General features: G+C 52.7%; 13 protein-coding genes and 1 tRNA gene. 11 read left to right on the forward strand and 3 right to left on the reverse strand.

Going from position 1 to position 12,756, the window contains the following annotated elements; genetic code table 11:
• Positions 1-4 precede the first annotated feature (4 nt).
• From ACI0CA_RS06680 to ACI0CA_RS06730, 11 genes are all read left to right on the forward strand, one after another.
• Positions 5-2,536, forward strand: a complete 2,532-nt coding sequence (locus ACI0CA_RS06680; RefSeq protein WP_446806404.1) for a hypothetical protein — start codon at positions 5-7, stop codon at positions 2,534-2,536.
• Positions 2,529-3,239 (forward strand): hypothetical protein, encoded by a 711-nt coding sequence (locus ACI0CA_RS06685; RefSeq protein WP_446806403.1) that lies wholly within the window; start codon positions 2,529-2,531, stop codon positions 3,237-3,239. Before ACI0CA_RS06680 ends, ACI0CA_RS06685 begins: the two co-directional genes overlap by 8 nt.
• On the forward strand, positions 3,236-5,056 hold the full coding sequence (locus ACI0CA_RS06690; protein WP_446806402.1) for a phage tail spike protein: 1,821 nt from the start codon (positions 3,236-3,238) through the stop codon (positions 5,054-5,056). Before ACI0CA_RS06685 ends, ACI0CA_RS06690 begins: the two co-directional genes overlap by 4 nt.
• Positions 5,057-5,072: 16 nt before the next feature.
• Complete coding sequence (locus ACI0CA_RS06695) at positions 5,073-6,572, forward strand: hypothetical protein (protein WP_446806401.1); 1,500 nt, start codon at positions 5,073-5,075, stop codon at positions 6,570-6,572.
• An 18-nt stretch (positions 6,573-6,590) separates the two neighbouring features.
• Positions 6,591-6,854, forward strand: a complete 264-nt coding sequence (locus ACI0CA_RS06700; protein ID WP_446806400.1) for a hypothetical protein — start codon at positions 6,591-6,593, stop codon at positions 6,852-6,854.
• Entirely contained in the window at positions 6,851-7,066 is a 216-nt protein-coding gene (locus ACI0CA_RS06705; protein WP_446806399.1) for a holin, read from the forward strand. The genes ACI0CA_RS06700 and ACI0CA_RS06705 overlap by 4 nt, the downstream gene beginning before the upstream one ends.
• A 112-nt stretch (positions 7,067-7,178) precedes the next feature.
• Positions 7,179-8,162: an N-acetylmuramoyl-L-alanine amidase gene (locus tag ACI0CA_RS06710; RefSeq protein ID WP_446806398.1), complete on the forward strand. Its 984-nt coding sequence runs from the start codon at positions 7,179-7,181 to the stop codon at positions 8,160-8,162.
• Between the two features lie 456 nt (positions 8,163-8,618).
• Positions 8,619-8,996 carry a hypothetical protein gene (locus ACI0CA_RS06715; RefSeq protein ID WP_446806397.1) on the forward strand — a complete coding sequence of 126 codons (378 nt, stop codon included), beginning with the start codon at positions 8,619-8,621 and terminating at the stop codon, positions 8,994-8,996.
• 13 nt (positions 8,997-9,009) lie between these two features.
• Positions 9,010-9,279, forward strand: coding sequence for a hypothetical protein (locus tag ACI0CA_RS06720; protein ID WP_446806396.1), 270 nt, complete (start codon positions 9,010-9,012; stop codon positions 9,277-9,279).
• 124 nt (positions 9,280-9,403) lie between these two features.
• On the forward strand, positions 9,404-9,604 hold the full coding sequence (locus ACI0CA_RS06725; protein ID WP_395590184.1) for a helix-turn-helix domain-containing protein: 201 nt from the start codon (positions 9,404-9,406) through the stop codon (positions 9,602-9,604).
• A gap of 275 nt (positions 9,605-9,879) precedes the next feature.
• On the forward strand, positions 9,880-10,176 hold the full coding sequence (locus tag ACI0CA_RS06730) for a hypothetical protein (RefSeq protein WP_446806395.1): 297 nt from the start codon (positions 9,880-9,882) through the stop codon (positions 10,174-10,176).
• 359 nt (positions 10,177-10,535) lie between these two features.
• Here ACI0CA_RS06730 and ACI0CA_RS06735 read toward each other — a convergent pair.
• From ACI0CA_RS06735 to ACI0CA_RS06745, 3 genes are all read right to left on the reverse strand, one after another.
• Positions 10,536-10,622, reverse strand: a tRNA-Leu gene (locus ACI0CA_RS06735).
• 81 nt (positions 10,623-10,703) lie between these two features.
• A complete protein-coding gene (locus ACI0CA_RS06740) occupies positions 10,704-11,348 on the reverse strand; it encodes a redox-sensing transcriptional repressor Rex (protein WP_176821283.1) in 645 nt (214 codons plus the stop codon).
• A 137-nt stretch (positions 11,349-11,485) separates the two neighbouring features.
• Positions 11,486-12,706, reverse strand: a complete 1,221-nt coding sequence (locus tag ACI0CA_RS06745) for an NADP-dependent isocitrate dehydrogenase (RefSeq protein ID WP_308448190.1) — start codon at positions 12,704-12,706, stop codon at positions 11,486-11,488.
• Between the last annotated feature and the right edge of the window lie 50 nt (positions 12,707-12,756).

A 12,756-nucleotide genomic window follows, 5' to 3' on the forward strand; every position in this document is an offset into this window, starting at 1 on the left:
TTAGATGGCGGATCGAATCAAGGGTATAACAATCGAAATCGGCGGCGATACGACTGCACTGTCTAAAGCGCTTTCGGGCGTAAACAAAGAGATCAACTCGACACAGAAGCAGCTGCGCGACGTCGAACGGCTGCTGAAGCTGGACCCGGGCAACGCCACACTGCTCGAGCAGAAGCAGCGGCTTCTGGCGGAGAGCGTGGAACAGACAAAGCAAAAGCTGGATTCGCTGAAAAACGCCGAAAAGCAGGTGCAGCAACAGTTTGCGCAGGGGAAAGTCTCGCAGGCGCAGTACGATGCACTGCAGCGCGAAATCGTCGCGACGGAAGCGGATTTGCGGAAAGCCGAAAAGGCGGCGTCCAGCTTGCAGGATGAAATCGCGCAATCAAAGGGCGAATCCGCTTTAAAACAACTTGGAGACGCGGCGTCCGAGACAGCCTCAAAGGTCAAAAAGATCGACGAGAAGCCGATCGAGGACGTAGAAGATGCGGCCAAGGACGCAGACGACGCGCTCGAAGAAGCGGGAGACAGTGCGTCCAGTTTCGCCGATCATCTCAAAGCCGATGTATTTGTCGAGGGCATCAAGGGAATCGTATCCGGGATTAAGGATCTGAACGAGGAAACCAAAGAGTACCGCAAGATCATGGGCACGCTGGAAACCTCCAGCGAGGCGGCGGGATACTCCGCGGAGGAGACAAGCGAGGCTTTTTCTCAGCTTTACGGGGCGCTTGGGGACGATCAGTCCGCTGCCACAACAACGGCGAACCTGCAGGCGATTGGTGCGTCGCAAAAGGATATAAACAGTCTGATTTCGAGTGCCGTCGGCGCTTGGGCGAAATACGGGGACAGCATCCCGATCGACGGTCTTGCGGAATCGATAAACGAAACAATCCGCGCCGGGCAGGTGACGGGCACCTTTGCGGACGTCCTGAACTGGGGCAGCAAAGAGGGCGAGACCTTCGGCGTAATGCTCAAAGAAAACACCGAGGAAAACGAGGAGTGGAACAAGGCGGTGCAAGATGCTTCCAGCGCCGAAGATTTTTTTAATCTTGCATTGCAGGACGCCGAAACGCAGGCCGACCGGACAAACCTCGTCTTACGGGCTATGGCCGATCAGGGCCTCAGTGATGTCGGCGATGCATGGTACAGCAACAACAAGGACATTGTAGACGCCAACAACGCGCAGCTCGAATTTACGAAAAAGGCAGCCGAGCTTTCGGAGCGTGTGCAGCCTGTACTTACAGCTGTGCAGGAGGGCATAAACGGCATTTTACAAGCGATTTTGGATGCAACGGCAGGCATCGACATGGATACCATCGTCGGATACGTCCAGAACTTTTTTGATGCGGTATCGAACGTCGTATCCTTTTTGATCGAAAACAAGGAAATCGTAATCGGTGTAATCAGCGCGATCGGTATCGCGCTGACTGCGCTGAAAATCGTCGAGTTTGTGCAAAGCGTGATCAGTGGTATTTCAGCAATTTCCAGTGCACTGTCCTTCCTCGCAGCAAACCCGATCGTGCTTGTGATCGCGGCCATCGCCGCACTGATTGCAGTGCTGGTGTTGATTGTCACAAAAGGCGAAGAGATCAAGGCATGGCTGGCAGGTTTTAACGAATGGCTGCAGGGCGTTTTTGCTACGGACTGGACGGAGATTTTTGGCCCCGTCTTAGGCAATGTGCTGAATGGATTCTTTTCGCTGCTGAAAGGCATCTGGGACGGCGTTTATCAGATCCTCAACGGTGTAATTGATTTTATTCAAGGCATTTTTACCGGCAACTGGGAGCAGGCGTGGAACGGTGTGCAGGAGATCGTCTCGGGCGTGTGGGACACCATCACTGGGATAATCACAGGCGCGTGCGACCTGATCGAAGGCATCCTTTTGGGGCTGGATAGCTGGCTGCAAGGCGTCTTCAAAATGGACTGGACGGAAATTTTCGGTCCGGGACTGGGCGACGTTATCAACGCTTTTATGAGAAATGTTGAAAACACGTGGAACGCGATCAAGCAGATTTTTCAAGGTGTGCTCGATTTCATCAAAGGCGTTTTCACGGGCAACTGGAAGCAGGCGTGGCAAGGCGTCGTCAACATCTTCGGCGGCTTGTTTAACAGCCTCATCAACATGGTAAAAGCGCCGTTAAACGGCATCATCGGGCTTTTGAACGGCGCGGTCGGCGCAATTAACAGCTTGATCGGAGGCTTAAACTCGATCAGCTTTACCATGCCGAAATGGCTCGGCGGCGGGCATTTCGGCCTCAGTATCCCGTATATCCCGAATATACCGTATCTGGCAAAGGGCGGTATCCTCTCGCAGGGCTCGGCGATCGTTGGTGAGGCCGGACCGGAGCTGCTCACAATGATGGGAAACCGCGCCATGGTGCAGCCGCTCACCAGCAACACAACCAACCAGACTGACCTCGGCGGCGTCAATATCACGGTATACGGCGCGCCGGGACAGGACGTGCGGGCGCTGGCGGATATCATCATGGATGAGATGCAAAACGCAACAGAAAGAAAGGCGGCGGTTTTCGGTGCATAAATTTTGGTTTGCCGGGCATTGCTGCCGCGAGTACGGCATCTATGTCAGCGGCGAAAACACCTTCAACGGCCCTGAAAGGGGCTATGAGCTCGTGTCCATCCCCGGGCGGTCCGGCGATCTGATCCGAGATAACAAGCGGTATAAAAACATCACAGTGTCGTATCCGGCTTTTATCCACCGCGATTTCCTGCGGAATACCGATGCGGCGCGCGCATGGCTTCTTGGCTCGCCGATGCAGTACCATAAGCTGGAGGACGATTACCACCCGGACGAATACCGGATGGCGATTTTTACCGGTCCGTTGGATTTTGACACGCGGTTTTTGAACCGGTCGGGCGAGACGACGCTGAATTTTAATTGCAAGCCGCACCGGTATATCAAGGCGGGCACGTGGGTGCAGGCGCTCGAAAATGGACAAATCCTGCTGAACAACTGGGACGAATCGCTGCCGCTGATCCAGATCACGGGCAACGGAAGCGGCATGCTGACGGTCGGCGGCGTCACCGTGACAATCGACAGCATGGACAGCGGCCTGACGCTGGATGCCGAAACGCAAAATGCCTACAACGGCCTTGAAAACAAAAACGGTACGATACGCATTGCCGGCGGCGAGTTTCCGATCCTGCCTGCCGGAGAAACGCGGATTACTTGGAGCGGCGGCGTCACTGCGGTGGAGATCACGCCGAGATGGAGGGCACTATGAAACCGATTCTTTTTCCGTCCACCGCGACGGAGTTTAACACGCAGGGGCTAGGCGTCCTGACGGATGCAATCAGCTGCACGGTCAACGAGGAGCGCAACGGCGCTTTCGAGCTGACGATGCAATACCCGGACACCGGCGTGCATTTTGACGAGATCACGGATCGCTGCATCATCTATGCGATCCCGAGCCCATACCGGGCGCCGCAGCCTTTCCGTATCTACCGGATCACGCGGCCGATGGACGGAATCATCATGGTGTACGCGCAGCATATCACCTACGACCTTTCCGGCGTGCCGCTCAATCCTTTTACAGCAGTCAACGCGCCGGATGCGCTTTCAAAGCTCAGCCTCAACGCGGCGGTGGACAGTCCCTTCACATTTTGGACGGACAAGGCTACCGTCGCGTCTTTTGCTGTCTCTACACCGTCGTCGACGCGCTCGGTTCTCGGCGGCTCATCCGGCTCGATCCTCGACGTGTACGGCGGTGAGTACGAGTGGGACGGCTTTACCGTCCGCTTGTACGGCCATCGCGGATACGACAACGGCGTCGTGATTAGCTACGGCAAAAACCTGACGGACATCGAGCAGGACCGCAACATCTCCAACGTGGCGACCGGCATCTATCCCTACTGGACAAACGCCGAGGGTGCGCTCGTGACCTGCGACCCAAAGATCGTCAACGCGCCGGGCACGTATGATTTTACGCGCGTCGTGCCGATGGATTTTTCCAACGATTTTGAGGCGCAGCCAACGTCGGCGCAGCTGCAGGCACGTGCGGAAAAGTATGTCGAGGACAACAAGATCGGCATCCCTAAAACAAGCATCACGGCATCTTTTGTCCAGCTCGAGCAGTTTCCGGAATACGAGGATCTTGCGCTGCTCGAAAAGTGCGACCTGTGCGACACGGTGACGATTAGATACCCGCGGCTCGGCGTAGAGGCGAAGGCCGAAATCGTCAAGATCGAGACGGACGTGCTGCTTGAGCGGTACAACTCCGTCGAGATCGGAGACGTGCGTACCAACATCGCGGACACTATCGTCGGGCAGCAACAGGAGATCAAGCAGAAACCGAGCGAAACTTACTTGCGAGAGGCAGTGCTTGCGCTTACGGAGACCATCCTCGGCGCATCCGGCGGCGCGGTGCGCTTGCTGGATACCAACAACGACGGCATGCCGGACACGCTGTACATTGCGGATGATCCGGACCCGACCAAGGCGCGCAAGGTGTGGCGCTTTAATCATGAGGGATGGGGCGCGAGCAATAACGGCTACAACGGCCCGTTTTCTTACGGGGCCACGTTGGAAAACGGTATGGTCGCCGATTTTATCACAGCGGGCACGCTCAACGCTGATCTCGTCAACATCGTCAACTTGATCTCTGACCATGTTGTAAGCCGAAATGAAAGGTTTGAGATGGACCTGTGGGCGGCGGTGCTAAAGCTGATGGAAAACGACAACCTACGCGTGCGCATCTATTCGACAGGTCAAGGTGCCGGAGGCCTTGTGCAGGTTTTTTCCGGCACCGTGACAAATGAGGGCGGCCTCGGCGAGGACGGCGCTTACTCGTACCTCGGACCGATCGGCGCGGGCGTGGGCGAAAAAAGCGACGGGAGCTATGCCGGAACGTTTAGAGCCGGGACGCTGGTTGTCTACAACGCGGTGAAAACCGAAAGCGGAAACGCGATCCTGTCCATAGTAAACGGGCAGCGCATCGGGCACTTTGACCGGATCGCCATCGGCGATAACGCGGATTTTGGTGTGGAGTGGGTATGGGACTCGCAGCTCAACCGCTACGTGCTCTGCAGCAATAACTCGTAGGGGAGGACGATAAAAAATGCCAATTGAAACAACGGCGGCGCTGCGCGTCGACCTGCTCGACCCGGGTGCGCCGCAGATCATCCACGCGGTACAGGACGACAGCAACAGCCGCAAAATTGCTTTTAACATCTACGCGGGAGGCGCGCAGTGGGCTGTGCCAGACGGTACGCTTGTGACCGTCCGCTACAAAAAGCCGGACGGCACCGCAGGCTTTTACGACACGCTGCCTGACGGAAGCACGCCGGCTGCGACGATCGACGGCAACGTCGTGACCGTGGCCATTGTGCCGCAGGCTTTTACGGTGCGCGGAAACGTGCCGGTACAGATCAAGCTGTACGATAGTGCGGGCACCAGCATCGCGACGTTTGCGGTCGTGATGCACGTCTCGGACAACGTCGTCTCAGACGCGGAGATCGTCTCGTCGGATTACTACAGCGTCCTGACCAAGCAGATCGCCGATGTACTCGCGGCGGCGGAGAGGATCGATGGCAACGTCACCGCCGCGCAGGAGGCGGCACGGCAGGCGGCATCTTCGGCCAGCGCAGCGGCAGGCTCCGCGACGGCGGCCGCCAACTCGGCGAGTACAGCCTCCACCGCAGCCGGGCAGGCGCAGACAGCGGCCACCAATGCGGGACAGTCCGAAACCAACGCGGCCACCAGCGCAAGCGACGCGGAAGGCGCCAAGACCGCAGCAGAGACGGCAGCCAGCAACGCCAGCAGCGATGCGGCTGCGGCCGAAAGCGCGAAAACGGCAGCGCAGACCGCGGCAACGAACGCGGAAAACGCGGCGGCGCCTGTGCTTGCCATACTGTCTAGCGGGGCTGGCGCGCATAACTCCATCTACCGCGGCAAAAACCTCGGTACGAGCGTGACCGCCGCACAATGGGCGGCTATTGCGGATGGTAGTTTTACCGACCTGTATATCGGTGATTACTGGGTAATTGATAGTGTCAACTGGCGTATTGCCGCTTTTGATTATTACTACAAGACGGGAGATGTCTCTTGCACCACCCATCATGTCGTAATTGTCCCCGACGCGAACCTGTACACTCATGTCGTGAACGACGCGAACATTACCACGGGCGGTTACATCGGCTCTAAGATGTACACGGAGGGACTTGCGGAAGCGAAAACAAAAATCAACAACGCATTTGGCTCAAACCATATTATGACCCATCGTCAGTTACTCGTCAACGCCGTTAACGGCGGTAAGCCGAGTGGCGGCTCTTGGTACGACAGCACGGTTGAGCTTATGAACGAGCAAAATGTTTACGGCGGTGAGATTTTTGGTGTGGGTAATAATGGCTCTCCCGCTCCGTATCTGTACACTATCGACAAGTCTCAGTTTCCGCTCTTTGCTCACGACCCGTCTATGATGTCAAATAGGCAACTGTTCGGACTGAGAGATGTTGTATCGACCACCTCTTTCGCTGTTGTCAATGCCGATGGTCGTGCGGGCCAAGCCAACTCTTCCTTCGCCGTTGGTGTGCGTCCCGCGTTTTCAATCATCGGATAAGGGAGGGTAGGGCGAGCAATGGAAAACATTTTTGTCGCGATCATCACCGGCGGGCTCGCGCTTGTCGGCGTCATCATCACCAACGTCGCCAGCAACCGCCGCGCAGAAGAAAAGCTCCGGGTCGCGCAGGCGATCACGGACGCGAAGATCGAAGAGCTCACGCGGGAGGTGCGAAAACATAATAATTTTGCGGAAAAAATCCCCGTAATACAAGAGCAAATCAAGGTCGTAAACCACCGCCTTGCAGACCTGGAGGACATCGAAAGGAAGGATCACCCATGAAAACAAAGTGGAGAAATTGGCTCAAGGCCGCGGGCGTCCGCGCCGTGAAAACAATCGCGCAGACCGCCGTGGCAACAATCGGCACAAGTATTGCGCTCGGTGACGTAAATTGGGCAATGGTGGCATCCGCTTCCGCCCTTGCAGGCGTGCTGAGCGTGCTGACGAGCGTCGCTGGTCTGCCGGAAGTAACGGACGAACCTACGCGCGATTAAATCAACTAAGAGAGGAGGACGCAGAATGGAAAATGTGAAGGAAACGAAGGAAAACGAACTGAAAGAAGAAGCTTTGAAAGAACTCTCGAACAACAAAGGAAATGAGGACTAAATGTCATACACAAACAGCGCACTTGTAAATCACACTCGTATCTCGCCCAACAGAAACAGCCCCAGAAAGCACGCGATTGATACAATCACGATCCATTGCGTGGTTGGACAGGTGAGCGTGGAGACGCTCGGAAACATCTTTGCCAATCCTAATCGTGGGGCCTCCTCCAATTACGGCATCGGATACGATGGGCGTGTAGGTATGTACGTGGAGGAGCGCGACCGCTCTTGGTGCAGCTCGTCCCCCGATAACGATCACCGCGCCGTAACGATTGAGGTGGCATCCGATATGTCGGAGCCTTACGCCGTGACGGGCAAAGCGTACGCGGCGCTTATCAACCTCGTTGCGGACATTTGCAAACGCAACGGCATCAAAAAACTCGTATGGAGCACGGACAAAAACACCCGCGTGTACCATCTCAACGGCGCAAACATGACGGTACACCGCGATTTTGATAATAAATCTTGTCCGGGCACGTACCTCTATAATCATCACGCCGATATTGCCGCCAAGGTCAACGCAAAGCTTGGTGCGGCGAGCACACCGGCAAAGCCTACACCCAAGCCGAGTACGCCGAAGCCCACCTGCACGGGTGATCTGACGTATTCCGCATACGCGGGGTGCCATTGGCTCCCGCAGGTAAAAAACTGCGAGGACTACGCGGGCAACTTTGGACAGGCTATGGAAGGACTTAAAATCAATGCCAAAAACTGCGATATTTATTATCGCGTTCATCTCCGGGGCGGCGGTTGGCTCCCAGAGATCAAAAACAGCGGCGCAGGTGCAGACGGTTACGCGGGCATTTACGGCGAGCAGATCGACGGCGTACAGATACGTACGCCCGTCGGCTTTGTAGACTGCCGCGTACATATCAAGGGCGGCGGCTGGCTTGGTTGGGTGCGCTTTGGAAGCAAGTACAATTCCGGTGCAAACGGCTACGCGGGCATTTACGGCTCGGCCATTGATGCAATCCAGATGGAGTAAGATGTTAAAAAGCCGCTGAATTATCACATTGATTTGCAAACTGTTTGCTAAAATGGCAAAATAGGCATTTTTAACAGTTTGCAAATCAAAGCAAAAGGCGCAGGGCTGCCGGGATCTCCGAGCGGGCTCTGCGCCTTTTTTATTTTCAAAAAAAAGAAATAATTGTAAAAAGTAAAAGGCTTGGAGCATCATGCTGACAAGCCTTTTACTTTTGCAATAAAGCAACAACAATTATTTCTACCCAACACCGCCGCCCGTGTGAGACGGCGCGACACACCGATAAAACCTATCGGATGGCTTTAGTATATCATACATTTTGCAAAAATCAATATAAAAACAAAATATTTTTCAAAAACTTTTGAAAAAGTACTTGACTTTATATAGCTGTTGCTGTATAATATAAGTGTCAAAAGGACAAGGACACAAAATCAATTCACACAAACGGAGGAAATCAAAATGATGAACACGATGTTTAATTTTATCGGCAGTGAAAAGCAAATCGAATGGGCAAAGAAAATTGTGAGCGGCCCGTATGATTTTTTGATGTATATTGCGTCTACTGCCGAAGAAGAAATAAAAGCGCACGGCGAAGTAAGCACATATTGCGAAGAGGTTAAGTTTTACAGCGAGGCCGCTAAGCGCTATGAGGCCGAAATCAAAAAGCTTGTGCAGGCAATGCCGGAAGTTAAAGCAGGCTTAGTCATTGATCGCCGCGACAACTACGGAAAGTTAGCAGACATGATCCTCGCGGAAGTGCTCAAGGAGAACGGAAAACGCGGACTTGTTGATGCCGGTTGGCGCCCGACGTGGGACATGAAAAAAATGGGATTTTAAGGAGGTGTGAAAAATGAAAAAAACTTACATTACCATCGGCAAAAACACTTACAAGCTTTATAGCGGCATCGAAGGACTTAACAAAAACTGGCTGCTTGAAACAGAGGAAGGTCGTTTAACGCTTACCGCGCTTGAAGACAGCGGCGTAACCGATGAAATTGATTTTATTGAAGAGATCGCCAACGACCCGGAAACGCCGTGGGAAGATTGTGACGAGGATGATGTAAGTTACATCACCTTGTGGCTCTCTATGTGGGGCATTACATCTGCCCGAAATTTTTAAAGAGGGTTTAAAAGATGGTACGCGTAAGCTGATCCTTAAATGGGTAGCGCCGATTTTTGTAAATGCAGGCAATGCGGATAATATGTTGCCCACGATCCACCGAATAAAGTAAAGGAGCTCAAAAATGACAAACTTACAGCGATTACGTTTAGCCGCCGGATTATCTCAGTCCCAATTAGCGAGCAAGTCCGGCGTAAACGTCCGAATGATACAGCAATATGAGTGCAAAAATCGCAACATCAACAAAGCTCAATTTGATACGGTCTGCAAATTGTCCTCTGCCCTATCGATTCGGGCGGAGGATTTGCGAGAAATCGACGAGTAAAAGCAAAAACCCCGGTATGCTAATCAGCTACCGGGGTTTTGCCTGTTTGTGCCGAAATTGTCAAAAGGACGGCAAAAACAATTTCATTTCAATCCTACGCCCCGTTTCCGGGGCGACATGTTCGGAGGAAATCCGAACGCTTAATAGTATAGCTTGTCTTGCGAAAAAAATCAAGATTTTTTCAAAAACTTTTGAAAAAGTACTTGACTTTATATAGCTGTTGCTGTATAATATAAGTGTCAAAAGGAAAGAAAAACAAAACGGAGGAAATCAAAATGACAAACTACATGAACTACATCAAGAACATCATCAACACCGAAACCGAAATGGACAAAGACAGCATCGAAAAGCTCGTAAAAATTGCTTACTACATGGGCAGAGAAGAAGCAGCGCGCGAAGTAAGCGACAAGTACAGCGACCACATCGCAGAGCAGAAGCAAAGAGCAAGCGAGTGCAGATACCACAACATGGCGGCGGAGATCGTCGGCGATGAAGATTACATTTACTCCAGCGACTATGCAGGCGATTTCACAAACACATTTGCTTACGATGAGATCAAAAAAGAGTTTTAAATAAAGCAAAAGGCCGGTAGGCGTTTCCGCTTCCGGCCTTTTACCGTTTTCACAAAGAAAACATAGTTGTTTCTATCCAACACCGCCACCCATAAAGGATGACGCGACACACCGATAAAAGCTTATCGGATAGATTTAGTATAGCATGGCAGATTTTAAAAATCAATACTTTTCAAAATTTTTAAAATCTCAATTTAGCAGATTGGTAATAAGCGTGTTGCATATCGTGTTGCATTTTAATAAAAAACAGCTTAATTTTGTAAAAAACAGTTTTAAAACATAAAAATATTTTCAAGAAAAAACAGAGGAAAAACCCGCATGAAATCTAAGCTTTTTAGATTTCATGCGGGTTTTGAGTTTGGTGCAGGTAACAGGACTTGAACCTGCATGAACTTGCATTCATATGGACCTGAACCATACGCGTCTGCCAATTCCGCCATACCTGCATATTCTTTTTGCCGTCTCGTTTGACGGCTCAATTATTATAGCATGATGCAGCTGAATTGTCAACAGCTATTTTTTGACTTTTAAGAACTTTTTTCGTTTTCGGTCACGCGGTAGCACAGCGTCATCATGCTGTCGTTCAGATGCACGTTTTCCACAATCGTGTCCGGATAGCGCAGGGCAATGTCGTAGTGGCTGAAATTCCAGTAACTCTTGATGCCGATGTCATAAAGCAGCTCCACGACCGATTTCACGGCACTGTCCGGCACGCACAAAATCGCCATCAAGGGTGCGTTTTCCGAGCAGAAGCGGCGGATGCCCGCAGCGGGGAGTACGCGCAGGTCGGCAATCTGCTGGCCCACGACCTGTTCGCTGTTGTCAAAAATACCGATGAGATCAAATCCCGCGAAATTATAAGAAATGTGCGTCGCAATGGCCTTGCCCAAATTGCCTGCACCGATTAAAATGCACTTGTGTGCACGGTCCACACCCAAAATAGAGCCAATCTCCTCGCAAAGTTGGTGCACGCCGTAGCCGTAGCCCTGCTGGCCGTAGCCGCCGAAGCAGTTGAAATCCTGACGCACCTGCGAAGCCGTGAAGCCCATTTTTTCGGAAAGCTCCTTGGAGGAAATACGCGTCACCCCGCGCTTGTCCAAGTGCCGCAAAAAGCGGTAGTAGCGCGGCAGACGCCGAATGACCGGCATGGAAATATACGGTTTCTTCTGCATATCATCACCTCGTTTGACAAAATTTTAGCACATCATAAAGACCTGTGCAAGTGTTTTTTATAAATAAGAAAAGAAAAACGGGCGGCCAGACCCTAAAAAGGAGGGAGGCCGCCCACGCTTTTCAAATCCATGTCGGGTTACAGAAGTTGCTCCAAACGATCGCGGATCGCGAGGAGGAAGCCCTCGGTGTCCACTTTCTTTGCATTCGGCAGGGTAGACATCGCCGCAAGGTCGCCGGTCATGATGCCGTCCTCTTCGATCGTCTGCAAGGTTGCCTTTTCAAGCTTGTCCGCAAAGGCGCTCAGCTCCGGCAGGTCGTCCAGCGCGCCGCGCTTACGCAGCGCGCCCGTCCACGCAAACAGTGTTGCGACGGAGTTTGTGGAGGTTGTTTCGCCCTTCAAATATTTGTAGTAGTGGCGCTGTACCGTGCCGTGCGCGGCTTCATACTCGTAAACGCCGTCCGGGGAGACGAGCACGGAGGTCATCATGGCAAGACTGCCGTACGCCGTCGCGATCATGTCACTCATCACGTCGCCGTCGTAGTTTTTGCAGGCCCAAATGTAGCCGCCTTCACTGCGAATCACGCGCGCAATGGCGTCGTCGATCAGCGTGTAGAAGTATTCAATGCCGACTTTTTCAAACTTCTCTTTATATTCCGCGTCGTAAATTTCCTGGAAAATATCCTTAAAGCGGTGGTCGTAGGTCTTCGAAATCGTGTCTTTTGCCGCAAACCACAGGTCCTGCTTCATGCTCAGCGCGTAATTAAAGCAGGAGCGTGCAAAGCTCTCAATGCTCTTATCAATATTATGTAAACCTTGAATCACACCCGGCGTTTTGAATTCGTGGATGGTCACGCGCTCCTCAGTGCCGTCCGCTTTTGTCACAACAAGCTCAGCCTTTGCATTTTCCGGCACGCGCATCTCGACGTTCTTATACAGATCGCCGTACGCGTGACGCGCAATGGTAATCGGCTTTGTCCACGTCGGAATGTACGGCGTGATGCCCTTCAGCAAAATCGGCGTGCGGAACACCGTGCCGTCCAAAATGGCACGGATGGTACCGTTCGGAGATTTCCACATCTCTGTGAGGTTGTACTCCTTCACACGCGCGGCGTTTGGCGTAATGGTCGCACACTTTACAGCCACACCGTATTTTTTCGTTGCCTCGGCGGAATCAATCGTAACCTGATCTTTCGTCGCCTCGCGGTGCTCCAGACCAAGGTCATAATACTCCGTTTTCAGGTCAACATAGGGGGTCAGCAAAATATCTTTGATCATTTTCCAGATGATGCGGGTCATCTCGTCGCCGTCCATTTCCACAAGCGGCGTTTTCATGGGGATCTTTGTAAAATCGGACATTTCAAAGCCTTACCTTTCTGCGGCTGTACCGCGAAGCTCTGTGTCACGGG

The sequence above is a fragment of the Hominenteromicrobium mulieris genome (assembly GCF_046197855.1).
Lineage (GTDB): Bacteria > Bacillota > Clostridia > Oscillospirales > Acutalibacteraceae > Hominenteromicrobium > Hominenteromicrobium mulieris.

Coding starts and splice junctions, on each gene's coding strand:
- ACI0CA_RS06680 (WP_446806404.1), top strand. CDS start 5: ATGGCGGATCGAATCAAGGGTATAACAATCGAAATCGGCGGCGATACG.
- ACI0CA_RS06690 (WP_446806402.1), top strand. CDS start 3,236: ATGAAACCGATTCTTTTTCCGTCCACCGCGACGGAGTTTAACACGCAG.
- ACI0CA_RS06695 (WP_446806401.1), top strand. CDS start 5,073: ATGCCAATTGAAACAACGGCGGCGCTGCGCGTCGACCTGCTCGACCCG.
- ACI0CA_RS06700 (WP_446806400.1), top strand. CDS start 6,591: ATGGAAAACATTTTTGTCGCGATCATCACCGGCGGGCTCGCGCTTGTC.
- ACI0CA_RS06705 (WP_446806399.1), top strand. CDS start 6,851: ATGAAAACAAAGTGGAGAAATTGGCTCAAGGCCGCGGGCGTCCGCGCC.
- ACI0CA_RS06710 (WP_446806398.1), top strand. CDS start 7,179: ATGTCATACACAAACAGCGCACTTGTAAATCACACTCGTATCTCGCCC.
- ACI0CA_RS06715 (WP_446806397.1), top strand. CDS start 8,619: ATGATGAACACGATGTTTAATTTTATCGGCAGTGAAAAGCAAATCGAA.
- ACI0CA_RS06720 (WP_446806396.1), top strand. CDS start 9,010: ATGAAAAAAACTTACATTACCATCGGCAAAAACACTTACAAGCTTTAT.
- ACI0CA_RS06725 (WP_395590184.1), top strand. CDS start 9,404: ATGACAAACTTACAGCGATTACGTTTAGCCGCCGGATTATCTCAGTCC.
- ACI0CA_RS06730 (WP_446806395.1), top strand. CDS start 9,880: ATGACAAACTACATGAACTACATCAAGAACATCATCAACACCGAAACC.
- ACI0CA_RS06740 (WP_176821283.1), bottom strand. CDS start 11,348: ATGCAGAAGAAACCGTATATTTCCATGCCGGTCATTCGGCGTCTGCCG.
- ACI0CA_RS06745 (WP_308448190.1), bottom strand. CDS start 12,706: ATGTCCGATTTTACAAAGATCCCCATGAAAACGCCGCTTGTGGAAATG.